The 21,249-nt window shown below is 44.5% G+C and carries 19 protein-coding genes, 1 pseudogene and 1 riboswitch; of the genes and pseudogenes, 15 read left to right on the forward strand and 5 right to left on the reverse strand.

The annotated features are described in order from the left end of the window. Positions 1-216 precede the first annotated feature (216 nt). Complete coding sequence (locus tag MKX60_RS12050; RefSeq protein ID WP_076284669.1) at positions 217-717, forward strand: Crp/Fnr family transcriptional regulator; 501 nt, start codon at positions 217-219, stop codon at positions 715-717. A gap of 317 nt (positions 718-1,034) precedes the next feature. Further along, positions 1,035-1,706 carry a YitT family protein gene (locus MKX60_RS12055; protein WP_076284668.1) on the forward strand — a complete coding sequence of 224 codons (672 nt, stop codon included), beginning with the start codon at positions 1,035-1,037 and terminating at the stop codon, positions 1,704-1,706. Between the two features lie 258 nt (positions 1,707-1,964). On the opposite strand, the gene trhO is transcribed toward MKX60_RS12055, so the two are convergent. Next, entirely contained in the window at positions 1,965-2,861 is an 897-nt protein-coding gene (gene trhO / locus MKX60_RS12060) for an oxygen-dependent tRNA uridine(34) hydroxylase TrhO (RefSeq protein ID WP_076300830.1), read from the reverse strand. Between the two features lie 481 nt (positions 2,862-3,342). Between trhO and MKX60_RS12065 the strand changes: the two are divergent. Next, positions 3,343-4,148, forward strand: a pseudogene (locus MKX60_RS12065) (TIGR00266 family protein). A 194-nt stretch (positions 4,149-4,342) separates the two neighbouring features. On the opposite strand, the gene MKX60_RS12070 reads toward MKX60_RS12065, so the two are convergent. Then, positions 4,343-4,834: a hypothetical protein gene (locus MKX60_RS12070; protein ID WP_341059923.1), complete on the reverse strand. Its 492-nt coding sequence runs from the start codon at positions 4,832-4,834 to the stop codon at positions 4,343-4,345. Between the two features lie 595 nt (positions 4,835-5,429). Here MKX60_RS12070 and MKX60_RS12075 point away from each other — a divergent pair. The 7 genes from MKX60_RS12075 to metE all read left to right on the forward strand — a co-directional run bounded on the left by MKX60_RS12075 (position 5,430) and on the right by metE (position 14,278). After that, positions 5,430-6,131, forward strand: a complete 702-nt coding sequence (locus MKX60_RS12075) for a response regulator transcription factor (protein WP_042190586.1) — start codon at positions 5,430-5,432, stop codon at positions 6,129-6,131. Next, entirely contained in the window at positions 6,128-7,126 is a 999-nt protein-coding gene (locus MKX60_RS12080; protein ID WP_042190583.1) for a sensor histidine kinase, read from the forward strand. Before MKX60_RS12075 ends, MKX60_RS12080 begins: the two co-directional genes overlap by 4 nt. 85 nt (positions 7,127-7,211) lie before the next feature. Further along, positions 7,212-7,982 carry an ABC transporter ATP-binding protein gene (locus MKX60_RS12085; protein ID WP_076300832.1) on the forward strand — a complete coding sequence of 257 codons (771 nt, stop codon included), beginning with the start codon at positions 7,212-7,214 and terminating at the stop codon, positions 7,980-7,982. Further along, entirely contained in the window at positions 7,957-9,906 is a 1,950-nt protein-coding gene (locus tag MKX60_RS12090) for an ABC transporter permease (RefSeq protein WP_341059925.1), read from the forward strand. Before MKX60_RS12085 ends, MKX60_RS12090 begins: the two co-directional genes overlap by 26 nt. A 17-nt stretch (positions 9,907-9,923) precedes the next feature. Further along, the gene (locus tag MKX60_RS12095) at positions 9,924-10,547 is read left to right on the forward strand and encodes a DedA family protein (RefSeq protein WP_076300834.1); all 624 of its coding nucleotides are present in this window, start codon (positions 9,924-9,926) and stop codon (positions 10,545-10,547) included. Between the two features lie 49 nt (positions 10,548-10,596). Beyond that, positions 10,597-11,457: an undecaprenyl-diphosphate phosphatase gene (locus MKX60_RS12100; RefSeq protein WP_042190575.1), complete on the forward strand. Its 861-nt coding sequence runs from the start codon at positions 10,597-10,599 to the stop codon at positions 11,455-11,457. Positions 11,458-11,617: 160 nt separating this feature from the next. After that, a riboswitch (cobalamin riboswitch) is annotated at positions 11,618-11,823 on the forward strand. A gap of 133 nt (positions 11,824-11,956) precedes the next feature. Continuing rightward, a complete protein-coding gene (metE, locus tag MKX60_RS12105; protein WP_076284442.1) occupies positions 11,957-14,278 on the forward strand; it encodes a 5-methyltetrahydropteroyltriglutamate--homocysteine S-methyltransferase in 2,322 nt (773 codons plus the stop codon). A 138-nt stretch (positions 14,279-14,416) separates the two neighbouring features. Here the strand turns inward: metE and MKX60_RS12110 are convergent, their stop codons facing one another. Next, positions 14,417-14,569, reverse strand: coding sequence for a DUF1540 domain-containing protein (locus tag MKX60_RS12110; protein ID WP_076120659.1), 153 nt, complete (start codon positions 14,567-14,569; stop codon positions 14,417-14,419). Between the two features lie 651 nt (positions 14,570-15,220). On the opposite strand from MKX60_RS12110, the gene MKX60_RS12115 reads away from it, so the two are divergent. After that, the gene (locus MKX60_RS12115) at positions 15,221-16,351 is read left to right on the forward strand and encodes a DUF4349 domain-containing protein (protein WP_076284443.1); all 1,131 of its coding nucleotides are present in this window, start codon (positions 15,221-15,223) and stop codon (positions 16,349-16,351) included. Between the two features lie 172 nt (positions 16,352-16,523). On the opposite strand, the gene msrA is transcribed toward MKX60_RS12115, so the two are convergent. Both msrA and MKX60_RS12125 read right to left on the reverse strand, forming a co-directional pair. Beyond that, a complete protein-coding gene (gene msrA / locus MKX60_RS12120; protein WP_341059928.1) occupies positions 16,524-17,510 on the reverse strand; it encodes a peptide-methionine (S)-S-oxide reductase MsrA in 987 nt (328 codons plus the stop codon). Positions 17,511-17,609: 99 nt separating this feature from the next. Continuing rightward, positions 17,610-18,230 carry a TVP38/TMEM64 family protein gene (locus MKX60_RS12125; protein ID WP_341059931.1) on the reverse strand — a complete coding sequence of 207 codons (621 nt, stop codon included), beginning with the start codon at positions 18,228-18,230 and terminating at the stop codon, positions 17,610-17,612. 165 nt (positions 18,231-18,395) lie between these two features. On the opposite strand from MKX60_RS12125, the gene MKX60_RS12130 reads away from it, so the two are divergent. The 4 genes from MKX60_RS12130 to MKX60_RS12145 all read left to right on the forward strand — a co-directional run bounded on the left by MKX60_RS12130 (position 18,396) and on the right by MKX60_RS12145 (position 21,104). Next, positions 18,396-19,331, forward strand: a complete 936-nt coding sequence (locus MKX60_RS12130; protein ID WP_076284446.1) for a Gfo/Idh/MocA family protein — start codon at positions 18,396-18,398, stop codon at positions 19,329-19,331. A 25-nt stretch (positions 19,332-19,356) separates the two neighbouring features. Continuing rightward, positions 19,357-19,680 carry a hypothetical protein gene (locus MKX60_RS12135; protein WP_076300857.1) on the forward strand — a complete coding sequence of 108 codons (324 nt, stop codon included), beginning with the start codon at positions 19,357-19,359 and terminating at the stop codon, positions 19,678-19,680. Positions 19,681-19,804: 124 nt separating this feature from the next. Then, positions 19,805-20,122: a winged helix-turn-helix transcriptional regulator gene (locus tag MKX60_RS12140; protein ID WP_042129916.1), complete on the forward strand. Its 318-nt coding sequence runs from the start codon at positions 19,805-19,807 to the stop codon at positions 20,120-20,122. 250 nt (positions 20,123-20,372) lie between these two features. Continuing rightward, a complete protein-coding gene (locus MKX60_RS12145) occupies positions 20,373-21,104 on the forward strand; it encodes a hypothetical protein (RefSeq protein ID WP_341059933.1) in 732 nt (243 codons plus the stop codon). The last annotated feature ends 145 nt before the right edge of the window (positions 21,105-21,249 follow it).

The following is a 21,249-nucleotide window of genomic DNA, read 5'->3' on the forward strand; positions in this document are numbered from 1 at the left end:
TTTGAAATATAAGAATTTTTAAGTTTACGCTAAAAACTATCCTTCTATTTTTCGCAGAAACGATCATCGTCTCTAAGAGGAAGCCAAAGGCGTTTCTTCTTACCTAAACTTTGACCACTTATGCCCCTCTACCCTTACGAGAATAATCTCCTTCATTGAGGTTTATTTTTGTATAATTGAAAATATATATAACAAGAGGGCAAAGGAGCGAGCGAGATGATACTGCACAAGGGGGAGGTCTTGTTCCGTCAAGGGGACAGCTGCGAATTCTTATATAAGGTGAAAAGTGGGCTGTTCAAGGTAACAAGGCTTCATGAAAATGGGAACATGGTGTTATTCAACATCTTGTATCCTGGTGAGATGGTTCCCCATCATTCACTCATTTCGCCAAAGGAGGCGCATGGAACAGCGGTTGCGATGATGAAGAGCGAGGTGGAGGCAGTTCCTTCAGCGGAATGGTATCAACAGGTACGGGATGAGCCAGGTCGAGCGATGGAGATCGCTATCCTTCTTCAGGAGAAGGTACGGTTTATGCAGACTCGGCTAGATCACCTTACTGTTGGAACACCCGCAGAACGTATGGAGCTCTTAACCCGTTGGTTCAATGACTACTCTCATGGCGCAGCGCTAACAGAGCTTTTGACACAGGAAGAAATTGGACAATTGATCGGTGTGAGACGCGAAACAGTCAATCGTTTGTTGCGTACCGTGGAGTGATTCCTGCCTATTTTTATAGCGAAGTGTTTAGAGTGGGGGATCTCCGTGGTATAATGTATTCAGAACTTATTAAATTACAGAAAGGATCAGGATACCATGTGTCCCCGAAGGACGATTCCCCAAAGGACGATTTGGAAACGTTATGATCTGTCTTATACTTAGCTTCCCTGTAGAAGGTGCGTGAACCGTTGTTACTCGACGAACCGCCTCTGCGAGGGGAAGGAGTATATATATGCGAAGGAGCAATACCTCCGGTTTTACCCGTCGTAGAGGTTGGTGGGACGTTTAGCCGCCATATACGATAAGGGGAGACCTGTATGAGGAACCACAATTACGGAGTGAATGTACTGCTCCGGTTGACAGTCATTTTGTTTGGAACATTTTTGCTTGCATTTGCTTATTATCACATCAATTTTCAGAACCATTTGTCTGAGGGCGGATTCGTAGGATTATCGCTACTCGGCAAATATGTATTAGGAATTTCACCTTCAATTTCAACTCTGCTTCTAGACGTTCCAGTACTCTTGATTGCATGGATGTTCAAAGGGAAAGCGTTCGTGTGCAACACCTTTGTTTCTGTAGGAGCTTTTACAATCTTTTACGGACTCATGGAACGTTATTCCGGTTTGGTCATCAACTTGCAGAGCAACTTGGCATTAGCAGCTCTTTTGTCTGGCGTACTGACAGGTTTAGGCGCGGGAATTATTCTGCGAAGCGGCGGCGCAAGTGGTGGAGACGATATTTTGTCGCTGCTGATCAGTGAATGGAAGGGAATTAAAGTAGGTACAGTATTCATCATGTTGGACGTAGTCGTTCTGGCATTATCACTCTTTTATATGCCTGTTAGAGAAACGATGTATACGGTGATGGCGGTAGTTGTAGCTGGTTATGTGATTACCTTTACAACCTCTTTAGGTAAACCAAAGTTAGTGAAGGCGCCAAAGATTCAGTCTACGCTGCGTAAGCCACATGATGGTACGGTAATATGAATAAGACTGTATAAACAGCTTATTTCGGGGATATACTATATTTAAGGTCAGCCAGAATTTCTGGTTGACTTTTTTTTGTTGTATAAGTGACGTGATTTAAAGGGTTGAAGATCTCAGGGGCGTTGCTTGGACGTTTCGCTCATAACAAAAGGTGGCGTACAGTGAAAATCCTGTACGCCACCTTTTAGTTAATTTAAGACTCTCTTGTGCTCGTCTTTGAATCGTGTAGAGACATTTGCGACCAGCTTGCCCTTTTATTTAGCCCACGGCATTCGTGATAGCTTCGCATTCGTCCGAGCAATGACCACTGTGCTGTGCTTCACAGTCCTCACAGCAAATATGCTGAAGGTGGCAAGCATCGTTGGCGCAGTTGATGAATTGGTCAGCTGGCTGACCGCAGTGATGGCAACGACCAACAATGATATCCTCGTCGGTATGATTAATCTGTACGGAGATCCGCTCATCGAAGACATAACATTTTCCATCAAACAGTTGGCCCTGTACCTCAGGGTCTTTACCATAAGTCACAATGCCGCCATCCAGCTGGTACACCTGCTGGAAGCCTTCCTTCATCATAAACCCGCTTAATTTCTCGCAGCGGATTCCGCCTGTACAGTAGGTTAGGATTGGTTTATCTTTTAGCTCGCTCATATTCTCGCGAATCCAGTCCGGGAATTCTTTGAAGCTGTCTACTTCAGGGCGGATGGAACCGCGGAAATGACCAAGATCGAATTCGTAGCCGGTACGACCATCCAGAATTACCACATCATCGCGCTGCATCATTTCATAGAAATCTTTAGGCGCCAGATGCTCTCCGGTGATCACGTTAGGGTCCAGTTCATCCTCGACCCGGAACGTCACGAGTTCCTTTTTATAACGAACGAAGATTTTTTTGAAGGCATGACCATCAGCCTCATCGATCTTGAAGACGATATCGCTAAACAGCGGATTTGCGCGCAAATCCTTCATGTATTGCTCGGTTTGGGCAATCGTACCGGACAGTGTCCCGTTAATGCCCTCATCTGAGATGAGAATTCGTCCCTTTACGTCAAGCTCTTTGCAGTAAGCCAAATGCTCCTGAGCGAATTGTTCTGCATCCGGCACTTTTACAAATTTATAGTATAGCAGAATTGCATATTCCGATTGTGGTTTCATTCTTTTCACCTTTATCATTAGAATTAGACTACTAAATAAACGTTTAAGTATAAAAAGTATTGTAACATATTATCAAGACTTGAAAAAGATACTCTTGAATCGGTAATGGTTAAAACTTGGATATTAGTAAGAAAAACAGCGCAATGAATATGTCTGAATCATCATACCTATGGGGGAAGTCTGCGAAGTGGCGGAGCGAGTGGATGAGACGATATTTTGCCGCTGCTGATCAGTGGATGTAGGAGTCAAAGTAGGTACTGTGTTCATCCTGTTGGATGTAGTCGTTGTGGCGACTGGTATAAACTGCATTTTTCGGGGATACTACGATTAAGGTCAGCCAGAATTTTGGTTGACTTTTTTTGCTGGGAATAGGCGAATAACATGGATAGTTATGATTGGCGAAACCGTGAATCACAACGCGCGTATTAATTTTCATTCGAAGAGTCACATGGTGACTTTAATAATAAGGAGGAACTGCGGGATGAGTGCTCACGAGATTGATTATGTCATTATGGGCGAGGAAATTCAGTGTGTGGAGGTGCAACTTGACCCCGGAGAGAGTGTAATTGCCGAAGCTGGAAGCTTCATGATGATGGATCAGGAAATTACGATGGAGACGATCTTTGGTGATGGTAGTGGGGGGACGCGCGGAAGCGGACTGATGGGTAAGCTGATGGGTGCGGGCAAGCGTCTGTTGACAGGGGAAAGCTTGTTCATGACCGTATTCACACACAGCGGTTCTTATGGACGAAAAAGTGTCACCTTTGCTGCCCCATATCCAGGAAAAATCATCCCGCTCGATCTTCAGCAATATGCTGGAAAAGTGATCTGTCAAAAGGATTCATTCCTCTGCGCGGCGAAGGGAGTCTCGATCGGTATTGAATTTCAGCGCAAGCTGGGCACCGGATTTTTTGGTGGAGAAGGCTTTATTATGCAAAAGCTGGAGGGCGACGGTCTTGCATTCGTACACTCTGGCGGCTACGTTATGGAACGCACACTGCAGCCGGGAGAGACGCTCAAGTTGGACACAGGTTGTCTTGTCGCTATGACGTCTTCCGTGGATTATAATATTGAATTTGTAAAAGGTGTCAAAACCGCCCTATTCGGCGGCGAGGGCCTGTTCTTCGCCACGCTGCGCGGACCCGGCAAGGTGTGGGTGCAGTCACTGCCGTTCAGCCGTATGGCTGACCGCATTCTGTCCGCATTCTGTCCGCAGCTGGTAACAGCGGACGCAAAGAAGAAGGCAGCGTACTTGGGGGACTCGGCAATCTGCTGGATGGCAGATAGGCTTGGGCGAGGTTGATGGGTAGAACATTCGAGGCACAGAATAAGCGGTTTTAGCGAGTGGCTTATTAGGGGGAGACAAGGACAGAAATACCCTTGTCTTGTGCGTGTTGGCCCGAATAGCGCGAAAGAGGGGCAAAAACACCCTAGATTTGTGGGAATTGGCCCAAGTTGAGCGAAAGAGGGGCAAAAATGCCCTAGATTTGCACGGATTGAGCGAATCCAGCCAAAAGAACGGTATAAATCCCGTAGAATGGGCCGGATTGAGCGAATCCAGCCAAAAGAACGGTATAAATCCCGTAGAATGGGCTGGATTGAGCGGATCCAGCCAAAAGAACGGTATAAATCCCGTAGAAATGGCCGGATTGAGCGAATCCAGCCAAAAGAACGGTATAAATCCCGTAGAATGGGCCGGATTGAGCGAATCCAGCCAAAAGAACGGTATAAATCCCGTAGAATGGGCCGGATTGAGCGAATCCAGCCAAAAGAACGGTATAAATCCCGTAGAATGGGCTGGATTGAGCAGATCCAGCCAAATGAACGGTATAAATCCCGTAGAATGGGCTGGATTGAGCAGATCCAGCCAAATGAACGGTATAAATCCCGTAGAATGGGCTGGATTGAGCGGATCCGGCCAAATGAACGGTATAAATCCCGTAGAATGGGCCGGATCGAGCGAATCCAGCCAAAAGAACGGTATAAATCCCGTAGAAATGGCCGGATCCATTTCTAATTGCTTCAGCAAGACATTAGTTACTTATGTTCGATGTGATATTACCATTCGACGTTTGAATTATCGACTCTGTGATGTCCATCGCTACTGTATCTGCAACTAACTATATAGTGAGACCCGTGAATGATTATGCTCATTCACGGGTCTTTTTTAGAGGTTGGGCTTGGGATAGTTTAATTCATAACCATCAAATACCTGCCTCGCGTTAGGCATGACGATTTGCCTCACGTTACGCTTGGCGACCTGCCTAGCTTTACGCTGATGATCTATCACACAATCTTCCTAACAATTTGACTAACCCTGTCCGCGATGTATATATTATTTGGCAAAGCCCTTATAAGAGGTTGTTCAAAAAGTCCGCTTTTGATCACGAAGTATTCCAAGAAGATTATTCGACATCGAATATTGAATTCAGGCGAAACTTCCGGTGCTCACGTAGCTTCCACTACGCTCCGCTCCTCAGTTTCTACTTTCGTCCAATCTTCTCGGTGCTGAAAACCGTACTTTTTGAACACGTACTATAATGTTAAAGCTGTGACCGGAGGCATGATATGTTCAAAATATTTATTATAGAAGATGACCGTGGACTGGTGGCTCTGCTGCAGGATTATTTACATAAGTTTGGATATGAAACACAGGCTGTGAATGATTTCGAGCGTGTTCGCACTCAGTTTGAGATGTTCGCTCCGCACTTGGTTCTTTTAGATGTTAATTTGCCAAAATACGATGGGTATTATTGGTGCCGCCAGATTCGTGGGATTTCCACCTGCCCTATCCTTTTTATATCTGCCCGCGATGGCAAAATGGATCAGGTGATGGCGTTGGAGAACGGAGCCGACGATTATATTACGAAGCCCTTTGATTACGAAATTGCGATGGCCAAAATTAAAAGCCAGCTGCGACGCGCCTACGGTACCTATGCGGGAAGCAACAATGAGCGTACCCTAACCGTTGCCGGAATGGCACTGGATGTGGAGCGACTAGTCCTTACCCGAGGAGAAGCCAAAGTGGATTTAAGTCACACGGAAGCCAAGATACTAGATGAGCTGATGCAAAAGTCGGGAACTATCGTTACCCGCGACAGACTGCTCGAAAAAATCTGGGATGATCAAGCCTTTGTGGATGAGAATACGCTTAATGTCTATGTCACCCGTGTACGTAAAAAGCTTGCCGCTCTTGAGATTACGGACGGTCTACAAACCGTTCGAGGTCAAGGCTACCGCTTGATTCCGAATTGGGGGGATGAGGATTGAAGCTATTTTTAAGGGAGCAGATCCCTTTAATTGTTGTCTATCTAGCACAGCTCATCTTGATCACACTAGTATATCGGCTGGATGGGGGCAGTGGGGTGAGTGTTAGTCTGTACGCTGCTCTTCTCAGCACTTGTCTGCTGCTTGGCTACCTCGCTTATCGGTATATCAGCAATCGTACGTTCTATGAACGACTGGAGACTGTACCCACCTCTCTAGATGAAGCTGGCGGTCCATCACAGGATTCTCCGCTTGCCGTGAGTTTACGAGGACTACTAGGGTCACAATTCCGCCTCTACAAAAATGATTTACACAGCTACCGCCACAAGCTGGAGGAACATATTCACTTTATTAATCAGTGGGTGCATGGGATGAAGACGCCATTGTCTGTCATCCATTTGATGATTCAAGATAAAGACGGACCGCCTTTTACGGCGATAGGTGATGAACTGGATCGTCTGAAAAAAGGACTGGACACTGTACTTTATACGGCTCGGCTAGATACTTTTGAGCATGATTTTTACGTGGAACGTTTGGATTTGGAAACCCTCGTACGTAGCGTGACCTCAGAGCAGAAGCGTCTGTTCATACGTAACCGTATATTTCCTACTATTAAAATAGATGAACGAATCGCCGTAACCACAGATGAGAAATGGCTAAGTTTTGTGCTTACGCAAATTATTACGAATGCAATACGGTATACGACGGAAGTCGGCAAACATGTATATTTCCATGGGTACATACAAGAAGAAAAGAGAGCAGTACTGGAGATACGAGATGAAGGGGTTGGCATTCCAGCAGGTGATCTGCCGCGTGTGTTTGATCCTTATTTTACAGGTGTGAATGGACGAACCTTTCAAGAATCCACGGGGATGGGTCTATATCTTGTGAAACAGATCTGCGGAAAACTTGGTCACGAGGTGAGCATTTGCTCAGAAGAAGGTAAGGGCACGACCGTGCGGATAGTGTTTAGGGAGTCCTACCTTACAAAAATGTAAGGTCATTGTAAGTTAGAGAAATGGCAGCCTGTGTATACACTTTGTATAATGAAGGCAATCCAGTCGAAAGAAGGAGAGGTAACGCTTGCCCATTCTAGATGTTCATAATTTATCAAAAATATATGAGGGTAAAGTGTCCACTCAGGCATTGAATCATATCCGTTTTTCTGTTGAAAAAGGGGAGTTTGTTGGCATTATGGGACCTTCGGGGAGTGGAAAAACAACACTGCTCAACACGATCGCAACCATCGACCAGCCGACCTCCGGTCAGATTCTGATCAACGGCCGAGATCCCAATCTGCTTAGCAGAAAAGAAAAGGCACTCTTTCGCCGCCATGAGCTTGGTTTCGTCTTTCAGCATTTCAATCTGCTGGATACGCTCACTGTAGAGGAGAACATTGTGCTGCCTCTCACGCTTGCTGGTGTCCGTGTTACGGAAATGGAGAGCAGATTGAAAGAAGTAGCAAGTATGCTGGACATTGAGCATTTGCTGCAAAAAAGGACATACGAGATTTCAGGTGGACAGATGCAGCGGACCGCCATCGCCCGGGCGATGATTCATCGTCCTTCATTGATTTTAGCAGATGAGCCTACAGGGAATCTGGATTCCAAAGCTTCAGGTGAAGTCATGAATATGCTGACAGAGGTGAATCAGGAAGAAGGGGCAACCGTGCTGATGGTCACACATGACGCAGTGGCCGCGAGCTTTTGTAACCGAGTCATCTTTATTAAAGACGGACGTTTCTATAGTGAAATGTACAGGGGGAGCAGCCGAGGCGCCTTCTTCCAAAGTATCATTGATATGTTGTCTCTGCTTGGGGGAACTAGCCATGACCTTTCGGCAATTCGCTTATAGGAATGTTACACGTAACAAGCGTAAATATGCGGCTTATTTTGTCGTCAGTGCTTTTTCAGTGATGATCTTTTTTGTGTGCGCATTGTTTATTTACCATCCGGATATTTCTAAGAGCTTGGTTTATAGTACAGCTGCTCATACAATGATGGCGGCAGAAGCCATTATTTATGTGTTTTGCTCCTTGTTCGTTCTTGTATCGGTCGGATCGTTCCTGCAGTCACGTAAGATGGAGTTTGGGATTTTATTGATGCATGGAATGACGAAGCGACAGCTGAACATGATGGTATTTTTGGAAAATATGATGATCGGCACCTCTGCCATCCTGACAGGTACTTTACTTGGGTTAATTCTAGGTAAGTTGTTTTTGATGATCGGATCTACTTTTCTAGGGATACCTCTTTTAACGTTTCATCTTCCATGGCAGGCGCTTGTACTAACGATATGTAGCTTTGCGCTGTTATTTATTCTAATCTCGCTAAGCACGTTCTTCTTTATTGGGAATGAATCACTGATGCGGCTGTTTCAGGGAGAACGAAAAGCAGAAGAGGAACCTAAAGTTTCCTTGGTGTTATCTATACTGTCTGCTTTATTGCTGTTAACGGGCTATTTTATGGCAGCTACAGCACAAGCGGCTTCGGTTGAAAAGGTGATGTTCCCCGTCGTTATAATTACGGTTGCGGGTACCTATCTCTTTTATACTCAGCTCAGTATTTACACTGTTAAACTACTTAAGACGATCCGGCGCCTGTATTGGAACCACACGAATATCATTACTTTATCGGGTTTGTCTTACCGCTGGAAAGAGAATGCCCGAATGTTTTTTATGGTGACGATTGTATCCGCAGTATCTTTTACTTCAGTGGGAGTATTCGCATCGATCCATACGCTTTCCAGAGAGTTGAAATTGGACTATCCCGCAGCAGTTGGTTATGTAGCCAAAGGCAATCAATTGCAGGATCCTTTTGATCAGCATTTGGACGAAATTAAGGAAGAGCTTACAACGCTCGGTTTACCCTATGAGACACTTAGTATTCCGATTAAATACGCAGAGGTGGAATCTCAGACCGGGCCAGATCGCACGTTAAGGCTTCCCTTGATTGCTTACAGTGATTATAAGCTTGCTCTGCTTCGTGCAGGGTTTACGACGGATGAGCAGCCTCTAAGTAGAGATGAAGGACTGGTGATGATCGGTTCGCAACGAGACCGGAGTCTGCAAGCGGGTAGAGTAAAGCCGGTATATACCTTGAAGCAAGGTCTTTCCATTCGAGAAATGGGTTATACCCAGCATGTTCCGATTGCTGAATATCTATTGCCGGAGCTGGATGGAAGGGATGGGGGAGATTTCAGTGGTGTTGTGATTAGCGATGAGCTTTACAAGGCTATTCATCCCGTACAGACCGATTTGTATACAGGATTTTACATGGATGACTTCCCGCGAACGGTAGGTATAGCTGCGGATCTTGCTCATAAAGGGAAACGATCCTATGAAAATAACTCGCCATACGCGATTGTTGTTAGCGGCACGCTGTTTGAAATACAAAGAACATTGTACAACACGATGCTATTCGCTTCTTTACTGGTGGGTACTGTCTTTTTCATTGCAGCAGGCAGCTTCCTTTACTTCCGGCTGTATACAGATCTAGATCATGATCGTCAGCAATATTCTACATTGTCCAAAATGGGACTTACAGATCAAGAGCTAAACCGAATTGTAACGATACAATTGTCGTTGTTGTTTTTTGTTCCGGTTGGGGTAGCTATTTTGCATAGTGTGTTTGCCTTTATTGCGCTTCAGCGGTTGTTTTACTTATCTATTGCTGTGGAGACCGGGGCGGTTTTATTGGGATATTTGGCTGTCCAGGGACTTTACTTCTTTTTTATTCGCAGCCGTTATTTACGCAACTTGAAGAAGAACTTGATCTGAATAATGGGGGTTACGAAATGCAAGTATGGATTACAGATTTTATGGAGCAGTTTGGTTACTTTGGTATTTTCCTGATGCTCGCTTTTGAAAATATATTTCCACCGATTCCTTCCGAAGTGATCCTTCCTTTTGGCGGATTCATGACAACCACAACGAATTTGACCATTCCTGGTGTAATTATTGCTGCTACGCTTGGCTCACTGCTGGGTGCAGTAATTCTCTATTATATCGGTCGTTTGTTGGATGTAAATCGCTTGGAAAAGATCGTTGAACGCTGGGGCGGCCTACTCCGGATTAGCAAAAAGGACATCCACAAGGCTGACGCTTGGTTTGACAAATATGGCTATTGGACCGTATTATTTTGTCGGATGGTTCCACTAGTGCGTAGTTTGATTTCGATCCCTGCAGGGATGTCGGGCATGAAATTTGGAGTGTTTATGATCTTCACAACGATTGGTACGCTGGGATGGAATCTATTGCTGGTGCTTATTGGTGCGGCATTGGGTGAGTCCTGGGAAGACATCGCCATGTATATGGATATGTACTCCAACGTAGTGTACGTGCTTCTTGCAGGTGGAGTAGTGATCCTTGGGTATTTGTTCTTCCGCAAGCGCAGCCGGAAAATGAACACCGAAGGTTGAGCCGAGAAGGACATATAGATAAAAGTTATGATTAAAAGGAGGAGAACAAATGGAGCTATTAACGATTATTAAAGCTATTATTTTGGGAATTGTTGAAGGATTGACTGAATTTGCTCCGGTATCCTCCACAGGTCATATGATTATTGTTGATGATATGTGGTTAAAATCGACAGAGTTATTTGGGCAATATACGGCCAATACGTTCAAAGTGGTTATACAGCTGGGGTCAATATTAGCAGTTGTAGTTATTTTTAGAAATAGGTTCATTGAATTGCTGGGCTTAAAGCGCTTCAGCCGCAAGCAGTTGGATCCTGTAACCGAGCAACAACCACAGCTTGAAAAAGGCGGCCACCTGAAGCTTACACAGGTGCTTGTAGGTTTAGTGCCAGCAGGCGTGCTGGGGGTTCTGTTTAATGATTATATTGACGAGCATTTATTCTCTACATCCACCGTGTTAATCGGTCTAGTAGTCGGTGCTGTATTAATGATTATTGCGGATCTATTCGGACCAAAGAAGATTCAAACGGAGAGTGTCGATCAGATTACATATAAGCAGGCGCTAGGTGTTGGTCTGGTCCAGTGCTTCTCCTTGTGGCCGGGATTTTCTCGTTCCGGGTCGACGATTTCTGGTGGTGTTCTTCTGGGTATGAGTCATCGCGCTGCTGCTGATTTCACGTTTATTATGGCTGTTCCAATCATGGCAGGCGCCAGTTTACTCTCACTGATGAAGAACTGGCAATATTTCACCATCGATGCCCTGCCGTTCTTCATTGCAGGCTTTATCAGTGCCTTTGTATTTGCACTATTATCGATGCGTTTCTTCTTGAAATTGATCAACCGGATTAAGCTTTTACCATTTGCTATATATCGCATAGTACTTGCTGCAGTAGTATATTTCGTGTTTTTCTAAATCCGTTATAAGGAATCGATATAACAAAAGCCCCCGTAATCTATTGCAGATGACGGGGGCTTTCACGTATGATGACATCAGATTTAAGACACTCACTTTATCCTTATAATTCTCGCATAAACGCTTACCGTCCTTAAAAGGACGCTGAAGGCGTTTTAGCTTGACAATATCGGAGACAGGTGCTTGCCGGAAATTAGTAATTCGGTAGGCTTAATAGGGAAATTCGGTTTGAAGCCGATGCGGTCCCGCCACTGTAACGGAAGAGTCCATAGCAACATATGTCACTGGCAATTTACTACTGCTGGGAAGACTGCTAAGGATGCTGACACCGCTAGCCAGGAGACCTGCCTGTTTCAACAGCACTGCTTCACCTACGGAGGATAGGAAGGTGTTAGACGTTAACCATAGGTATATTATGGGCGTCTTTCCCTTTGACTTTTTTAGGGAAGGGCGCTCTTTTTTAAAGGAATACAAGTGATATCGAGTCCAAAATAAGAAGATGGAGAAGGGGAGCTGCAAAGTGACGAACAAAGTAAAAGTAAGCAATCTTGGCTATCCAAGAATCGGAAAAAACCGCGAGTGGAAGAAAACGTTGGAAGCCTTCTGGGCGGGAAAAATAAATGAGGAAGCGTTCCGTACTGAAATGACAGGAATTCAGCTTCAGCATTTGAAGACTCAGCAGGAGGCAGGAATTGATTTAATTCCGGTAAATGATTTTACGTTCTACGATCATGTGCTAGATACAGCTGTAATGTTCGGGATCGTACCTCCACGTTATGCGTATGATGGTGGCGACATTGGGCTTGATCTTTATTTTGCGATGGCTAGAGGAAATGCTGAGGCTACCGCTTGCGAGATGACTAAATGGTTCAATACGAACTATCATTACATCGTTCCAGAGATCGGTGCACAAACGCCGCGTCTGACCGAGAATAAACCACTGGCAGCTTATCGTTTTGCCAAGTCCCAAGCGGGAATTGAGGGTAAACCTGTGGTTTTAGGCCTTTATACATTCCTTAAGTTGTCAAAAGGTTTTGCATCTGCGGATATTGCGAAGATTGCTGCTCGGTTTCTTCCGGTTTACGTTCAGCTGTTGCAGGAACTGAAGCAAGAAGGAGTAAGCTGGGTACAAATTGATGAGCCAGCGATTGTTACAGGAATAAATGAATCAGAATTATCATTACTTAACTCGATTTACACAGAAATTGCTGAATCCGTGCCTGGATTAAATATTATTCTGCAGACTTACTTTGAAGCTGCTGAACCGCTGGAGGCACTGTTCAAGCTTCCGGTACAAGGTTTAGGTCTTGATTTTGTCCATGATGGCGGGACGAACCTGGCATCGATTGAACGTCTTGGCTGGCCTGAGGATAAGTGGCTGGGAGCGGGTATTATTGACGGACGCAACATCTGGCGCTCGGATCTGGATGCTAAGCTGCAGCTGATCGAGAAGCTGAGTGTACATGTACCGCTTGATCGTCTTATTCTACAGCCTTCTTGCAGTTTGCTGCATGTTCCGGTTACTGTTCAGGGTGAGGTGAAGCTGAAGGCCACCGTCAAGGCTGCTTTAGCTTTTGCTGATGAGAAGCTTAGAGAGCTTGGCCTGCTTGCTGCAGCCTTAGAGGGTACAGCAGAAGCTGCTGCTGCGTTGACAGCCAGTCGCGAAGCCCTTACTGCCTTCCGTGCACTTCCTGAACGCGGTCGTAAGGATGTGGCCGAGCAAGTTCTCGGACTTGCAGATTTACCAGACCAACGTAGCCTACCTTTTGCTGAGCGCCTGAAGGTGCAGCAGGAGAAGTGGCAGCTGCCACTTCTGCCAACGACAACAATCGGAAGCTTTCCACAGACCGTAGAAGTGCGCCAGGCAAGGTTGAAATGGCGTAAAGGCGTATGGAATCAAGAGCGTTACGACGGGTTCGTTCGTGAGCAGATTGCAGATGCAATCACTTTCCAAGAAAAGCTGGGTCTGGATGTACTCGTGCACGGTGAGTTCGAAAGAACCGATATGGTGGAGTTTTTCGGGGAGAAGTTGGATGGTTACTTATTTACTAGTAATGGCTGGGTTCAATCCTACGGATCACGCTGCGTTAAGCCACCAGTTATTTATGCGGATATAGCTTTTATCCAGCCTATGACTGTAAAAGAAAGCGTCTATGCTCAGTCGTTAACTTCCCTTCCTGTTAAAGGTATGTTGACTGGTCCTGTTACGATTCTCAATTGGTCTTTCGTACGTGATGATCTTAGTCGGGAAGCAGTAGCGAATCAAATTGCCTTAGCGCTCCGTCATGAAGTTAAAGCTTTGGAGGATGCAGGCATAGAGATGATTCAAGTAGATGAACCGGCTATCCGTGAAGGACTTCCTTTGAAGGCGGAAGATCATGAGGCATACTTGAATTGGGCGGTGAAGTCGTTCCGTATCGCGACGAATCATGTGAAGGCTACGACACAAATTCATACCCACATGTGCTATAGCGAATTTAATGACATGATAGACTCCATTTCAGCGATGGATGCGGATGTTATCTCTATTGAGACTTCACGTAGCCATGGGGAACTGATCGTTAGCTTTGAGGAGCAGGAGTATGATAAAGGAATTGGTCTTGGTGTATATGATATCCATAGTCCACGGGTTCCTGCAGTAGAAGAGATGACAGCTAATATTGATCGTGCGCTGCGGGTGCTTGATCCTGAACAGTTCTGGATTAATCCGGATTGCGGTCTTAAGACACGTGGCTGGCAGGAGACAGAAGATGCACTTCGTAACATGGTAAAGGCTGCCGCTATTGCAAGAGAAAATGCAGGAGTTAGTGCTTCCAAATAACATAAGAAGTATACAATAAATCATAGCCGGGGAATTTCTCCCTGGCTTTTTATTTCAGCCACTTGATAATAATTCTCATTCTTGATAGAATGAGAAAAGAAAAGAAGGAACCGTGGAGGGTCCCTTCAAATCATCACCTTATTTGCTTTCGAAAGTCTTGCAATCTGTTTCTTCTGCACGTGTAGGTTCTTGGGAGCTGTGGAAAGCTACAAAGATAGAATCAGCACTGCATTTGTTCTCTTCTGCCCAGTGGGTGCAGGAGTTAACTTCGCAAATTACGTCTTTTGCCATGAGGGTTCACCTCCCCTTTTAGTAATAGACAGCATTATTAAAAAACTTCTCTGTTCAACAAGGTGGAGCTTGTCCGAACAGAACCGTGTTCTGCCCTCATTCATTATGAATAGAGGGTTTTTTGGTATTTTTTTTACGTGTTTAGACGTGGTAATTGTACCAAATAAAGTGCGTGTAAGCAAATGAGTTATTCGAATGGTTATGGTGTCCCATATGTCACTAGAAGTGGTTTGACTAGAAGAATCTCTCAGCCTGTATACAACAGTGCTTCTGTAAATTCGTTGTTAAACATTAGCTTTTCAGTATCTCAAGGCTATATTGCGAATACAAGCTTTAGTGTAACCGCAAAACAAACAGTGGCAAGCTTATTAAGCGGTTTTATGCCATTAAACAAAGCACTTCTAACCCAGGTTGATTTTTGCTCGAAAAATAATAGCTTAAACTAAAAGAGTTGCAGAAATGCGACTCTTTTTTTATTTAGAGAGCATAATTCAAAAGAAACTGTTCACAATTCCATTTTTCAGTGCAACCTTCCAAGTTTTGGAACGTCTTAGTAAAGAGTGACGGAAGAGATCTGCTTAGAACAAGACATTCCGTAACGATATTATGATCCGTGCAAGCGGTATCTATTACATTTTTGGAGGAATGAGAATGCGTAAATGGGGTCTGCATTACTTATGTTTATTAATTCTTGCGGTAGTCTTGGCGGGTTGTGGCTCATCGGATAGGAATTCAGCGGCAGATAGTTCGGCAAAAGAAAATGGTAGTACGAGTAACGACGCAGCAGTAGAGGTACAATCGCAGAGCTCGATGGCCTCAACAGCGAATCAAAGCACTTCGGCAGCTCCTGAGTCAGAAGCAACTGGCAGCGAGAACTTGGCTGTAAAGGGCTCCACATCAGAAAATACAGTTCAAGCAAGTGCAGGATTTACTGGTAGTGATGTAGTAGCGGGCTTGAACAAGAAGCTGATCTATAAAGCGAATCTTAATATGGAAGTAGAAGACTATGGAAAAGCACAGACTGAAATACGTAATTTAGTAACCATGGCAAATGGATATATTATTGAGTTTAATGAAAATATGTCGCAGTACGAGCAAGGCGGGACGTTTATCCTTAAGGTGCCTGCCTCCGGATTCTCACCTTTTCTGAATAAATTAGAACAAGTAAAACACGAATCTCTACAGCGCAGCATTCAAGGTCAGGATGTCTCAGAAGAGTATGTTGATCTGGAGTCACGTTTGAAGGCAAAGCAGCTAATGGAAGCACAATATACAGAGTTTATGAAAAAAGCGACGAAATCCACTGATCTGGTCGCCTTCGCGAACGAGCTTGGTTCGATTCAAGAAAGTATTGAGCAGATTAAAGGTAGAATGCGTTATATCAATCAGAATGTATCCTTCTCTACAGTAGAATTGAGAGTGTATCAGACGGATGAAAGTATTGCTGTCAAGGAGAAGAAGGAGCAAGGGCCGTTACTGGAACGTGCTTCAGATGCTCTAAATGGAAGCTTAAATGCACTATCTGTGATGTTTCAGTGGATTGTCGTTATCCTTGCAGGAGCGTTACCGATACTTATCGGGGCTGCCATTATTTTAGCTATTGTATTAGTTTCCCGTAAAAATATCCGCGAGCGTCGGGAGCAGCAGACCGAGAGAATTCGTCAGCGAAATAAGGAGCTGAACAGAGAGCAAATCATCCCTGCGGCAACAGAGCCTAAGGAGGCAGTTTCAGAGGATAATTCGAAGTCTAATAAGGAAACAGAGGACTCAAAGAAAGAATAGCCCTGCAAGCATAAACGCCCTCGGCGTCTTCATAAAGACGGTAAGCGTTTAAGCGAGAAATATATGAATAATGTATAACGTGAAAATTATACTTTCTTATATTTTAAGAGAAAAAAACGGTTGTCATCCTAAAAGGACGACAACCGTTTTTTTATGTGCTGAGGATTGATGTTTAGGCAGGCTGGAAGAGTATACGATACTCCCCGTATCCTTCCTTCTCCAAATCCTCTTTCGGTACAAATCGTAGCGCCGCCGAATTTATGCAGTAGCGTAAACCGTTTTCTCCGGGACCATCGTCAAAGACATGGCCTAGATGGGAATCCGCTACTTTGCTGCGCACTTCAGTGCGGACCATCAAATGACTGAGATCCGTCTTTTCTTTCACAGCGTAGTCCCGGATGGGACGAGTAAAGCTTGGCCAGCCGCAACCGGAATCGTATTTATCCTGCGAGCTGAATAACGGTTCGCCAGATACGATGTCTACATAAATACCATCTCCATGGTGATCCCAAAAATCATTCCGGAAAGGAGATTCTGTTGCACTGTTCTGAGTGACTTCATATTGAAGAGGGGTTAAACGTTCTTTCAAACTTTGTTTGTCCTCTTTATGTGTCCAGTGGGTTTCGATAAAATCCTCTCGGCCAGAACCTTTACGATAACGTTTGTAGTGGCCTGGATTCTTATGATGGTAGCCTTGATGATATTCTTCGGCAGGATAGAAGGTGGTTGCCGGGAGAATCGGGGTTACAATCGGACTAGAGAATCGACCGCTTGCTTGCAGAGCTGCCTTGGAAGCTTCTGCTTGTTCTTTTTGTTCGTCCGAATGGGTAAAGATTGCTGTTCCGTAAGAAGTCCCGCGATCATGGAATTGTCCACCTGCGTCGGTAGGGTCAATTTGCTGCCAGAACAGCTCAAGTAACTTGCTATAAGGGAAAATATCTGGGTTGAACGTAATTTGTACAGCTTCAACATGTCCTGTCGTTTCAGAACAAACCTCTTCATAGGTTGGGTTCACTGTATGACCGCCGGTATAGCCAGAGACGACACTAATGATACCTGGCAATTCTTCGAACGGCGAGACCATGCACCAGAAGCATCCACCTGCAAAGGTTGCTTTTTCTGTCTTGGTATTTATATGGTTAGTCTGATGTTCACTCATTGATATCCCTCCATTCACATAATGCAATTAAATAGATCACAATTTAATTATAAAGCAAATACTAACTGCCTGCCAGTTTGTAACCGATAAGTTCTTTCGCTATCGGTTATTCTTCGCTTCTTGAGAGCGCGGACGCAAGCTCAGTCCAGCGATAATTAGCACAGCGACATAGGCGATGATGGCAATAACCGCACTTACAGGGTCCTGGAACAGATGATCTCCGAGGAAAGCGTATAATGCAATCCCTGGTATTTTTCCTATGCCGGAAGCTGCAATATAGCTCCAAAAAGGCAGACCAGCTGCTCCAGCGTAGATGTTAACCGCTGTTTGGGGAATGATAGGCACGAGTCTTGCTAGGACAATCGAAGCGAAAGGTCGCCGCTCAATGCCTACTGTGAACTTTTCGAGTGCGGGAATAGAGGCTAAATAAGCTCTCGCTTGGCTTTGAAACAAGTACTTCACAACGCCAAAAAGGATTGCAGCAGCCAAATTAGTAGCTAGCCAGCAAATCAAGGCTCCCGCTAAACTTCCGTATGCATAACCGAAGAATCCGATGACAGCTTTATAAGGAACAACTGGAAACAAAGCAAGTAAAGTTGCGATCCCTATAGAACTTAAAAGATTATGATCCTCTTTCATCCAGCTTAGGATGTCATATCTGTAGATAAACGCAAGGATTGTACCCGAAACATAAAGAATAATCGAGAACCATTTCTTCATAGATAATATGCCCCTTCTTCCACTCATTCATCTCATCATACGGGATATGAAGTAAATATTGAAGCAAAGATCAATTGTCAGAGAATGAGAAGCAGGTATAATAGCATTTGTAGAGAACAAAGAGAAAAGAACGATATATTGAAGTGTTAAGAGGGGGATGGATCAGTGATTGTACCTGAACGTAAAAGAGTCGCCATAATAGGAATCGGCAATATAGCCCGCAAAGTATATTTACCACTGCTCTCTCAGCATGATTATGCCGAGGTAGTTGGTGTTCTTAGTCATTCACCGACAACGGTGGAGCAGGCCGTTCATACCTACCGTTTTCCTAAAGGGACGACTAATCTGGAAGAGCTGTTATCTTGGGATCTGGATGCAGTATTTGTACATAGCCCAACAACTACTCATTATGATATAGTAACAAAATGTCTCGAACGTGGGATTTCGGTATATGTAGATAAACCACTTTCCTATGATCTTGAAGAGTCCAGAAGGATGGCAGAGCTAGCACAAGATAAGGGGCTTTTGCTAGGAGTGGGCTTTAATCGCCGTTTTGCCCCTATGTATGTCACCGCCAAGCAATGGCTTGAAGAAGTCGGCGGAATTAGCCATTGCAGTGCGATTAAACATCGAACGAAGCTACAGACAAGCACCAGCCGCGAAACCGTGCATGATGATCTTATCCATATGCTTGATTTGCTGTTGTGGTTGTGTGGAGATCAGTATGAATTGCTTCGTAGTCATCTTCACTCTAGTGGAGAAGGTCGTCTGCTGCAGGCATCTGGAATGCTAGGCTGGAAAGATAGTGCAGTTGGGATGTACAGTATGGTTCGTGAAGCTGGTGTGGATTTGGAGAAGCTTGAGCTGCACGGAAATGGCAGATCGGTGGAAGTAGTGGATCTAGAAAAAGCCATTCTTTTTGAAAAAGATACCTTACCGCATATTCAAGGCTTTGGAAGCTGGGATACTGTACTCGATAGAAGAGGTTTTAGTGGAGTGGTGAATAATTTTCTTAGCAACATAAATACACCGGAGCTATGCAGCATTGCTGCTTCAGCGGTACTGCCTAGTCATATGCTGGCGGCACAGCTTGCTGAATGAGGTCTCTGAGAAAGGAGAAGAATATATGGAGGATAACCGTAAATTAGTGGAGGAACAGATCATCGAAAGCTATAAGCGCGAAGAAGAGATGATGATTCTTGTATTCGCTCAGTGGTGTGTAAATAATGGACTCGATCCACATGCTCTATACTTGCAGGCTTATCCGCAGCAGGAAGGGAATGAAGCCTTGCGTCAGGCACTTGCCCTCACGGTTTCCGCAGAGGAAGCGGGGGACATTTCTGATGACACCGTTTTGGGTGTACTTTCGCTTTTTGGAAATGATGACTTGGCACAAATCGTAACTGAAGCGATTGCTCAAAGGGGATCTAAAGGACCTCTGGGGGATTGACATTGGGGATATAATAATAGAGTCAGATGAACTTTTTTCGGTAAACGATGTTCATCATGGTTAAAATGTGTTAATATTATATATACTAACTAATAGTAAGTTTCGCTAGTGAGAGGTGAGAACAATGGAAGAACATCAATTTGCGATGTGTCCCAGATTTGAGACAGCCTTCTCTTTCTTAGGCAAACGTTGGAATGGACTTATTATTCAGACATTGATGAGTGGACCGAAGCGTTTTAAAGATATCTCCGGCCTCATTCCTTCAATGAGCGATAAGATGCTGTCCGAGCGGATGAAGGATTTGGAAGGTGAGGGTATCCTGGTTAGGCATGTATACCCAGAAACACCCGTACGTATTGAGTACGAATTAACAGACAAAGGCCGTGCATTGCAGCCTGTTATGCAGCAGATTCAGTCTTGGGCTGAGAGCTGGGTAGACTAAAATTCACAGTGATGTTGTGGCCCTTTTTCCGGAATGGTGGAAAAGGGGCTTTTCAATTTCTAAATATTAGACAGTGACAGTATTGTTCCAATCCTTTATGCTTGAAAAAAACTTGCACAGTTTAAAAATAATTGTAATATAATAGAAAAACATTGTATGATCCTTGAATGGAAACGCTCGCGTATTGGTTTTTGCTCAAATCTACTCAGCTGGAGTACAGGCATAGCAAAACTATTAGGAGGCGAGGGAGATGAAGATGAAGACGACCCTGTTTTCCCGGGAAATAACGTATGGAAAAAAGGATGTTGCTGAGCTAGAGAATGCTTCTATCAAAGTACAGCTCATCTATGACAAGACGTTGTTCATGCTGCATAGCCATCTTCCTGATTCCTTATGGGATGCGTGGATTGGCGTGCCTTACAGCATTATCTCTTCACTCTACAAAGGAAACAATGATAGTGGGACTATTTTTCAAAAATGGATTCAAAGTCCGACCGGCTGGAAGTGTATTGGTTGTGAACGGCACTGTCTGGAGTCCACGGAACCTCCACAGGATGTAAATGCGGCGAATCATGGGCGACAATATAAGTTTCATAACGGCATTCGCCAGAGTATGGTGCTTCAAGCCTTAATTTGGTCCATGTACGAGAATACCGTATTATTCAAACCCTTTTTAGGCGACGAGCCTTTTTTTGACGATGATGATTTGCATACGATATCCTCTTATTTCGTTCCAACTTATCTTAATGAGTTCCACCTTATTGAGCGGTCTAAGCCATGTAAAGAATACAAAGATCAGGATATACGAGTCTTTCAGGAATGGATTTCCGCACCTGATCTTGTCCTTAAATGGAATGGTGGCTTGACGGAAGGCAGATGGATGACCGGTGTTTATATGGATCACTCCCGTTTTGCCGGATTAGGACCTTATTTGAAGGATTCAAAGGGACAGCGGACGTATATGCAGGCTTATGTGCAATAAAGTGAGTTGAAAAAGCACCTTTGTAGGCAAAGGTGCTTTTTTTTGCGTTTACTTTGCATGTACATCAATCTCCAATTTCGTTCAAAAATAAGATACAATTTCCGTGCGTACAATCACAAGTCAAAGTTCCTTTCAGGGTTAAGGT

Source organism: Paenibacillus sp. FSL R5-0914, assembly GCF_038004525.1.
In the GTDB taxonomy this organism is placed as follows: domain Bacteria; phylum Bacillota; class Bacilli; order Paenibacillales; family Paenibacillaceae; genus Paenibacillus_AQ.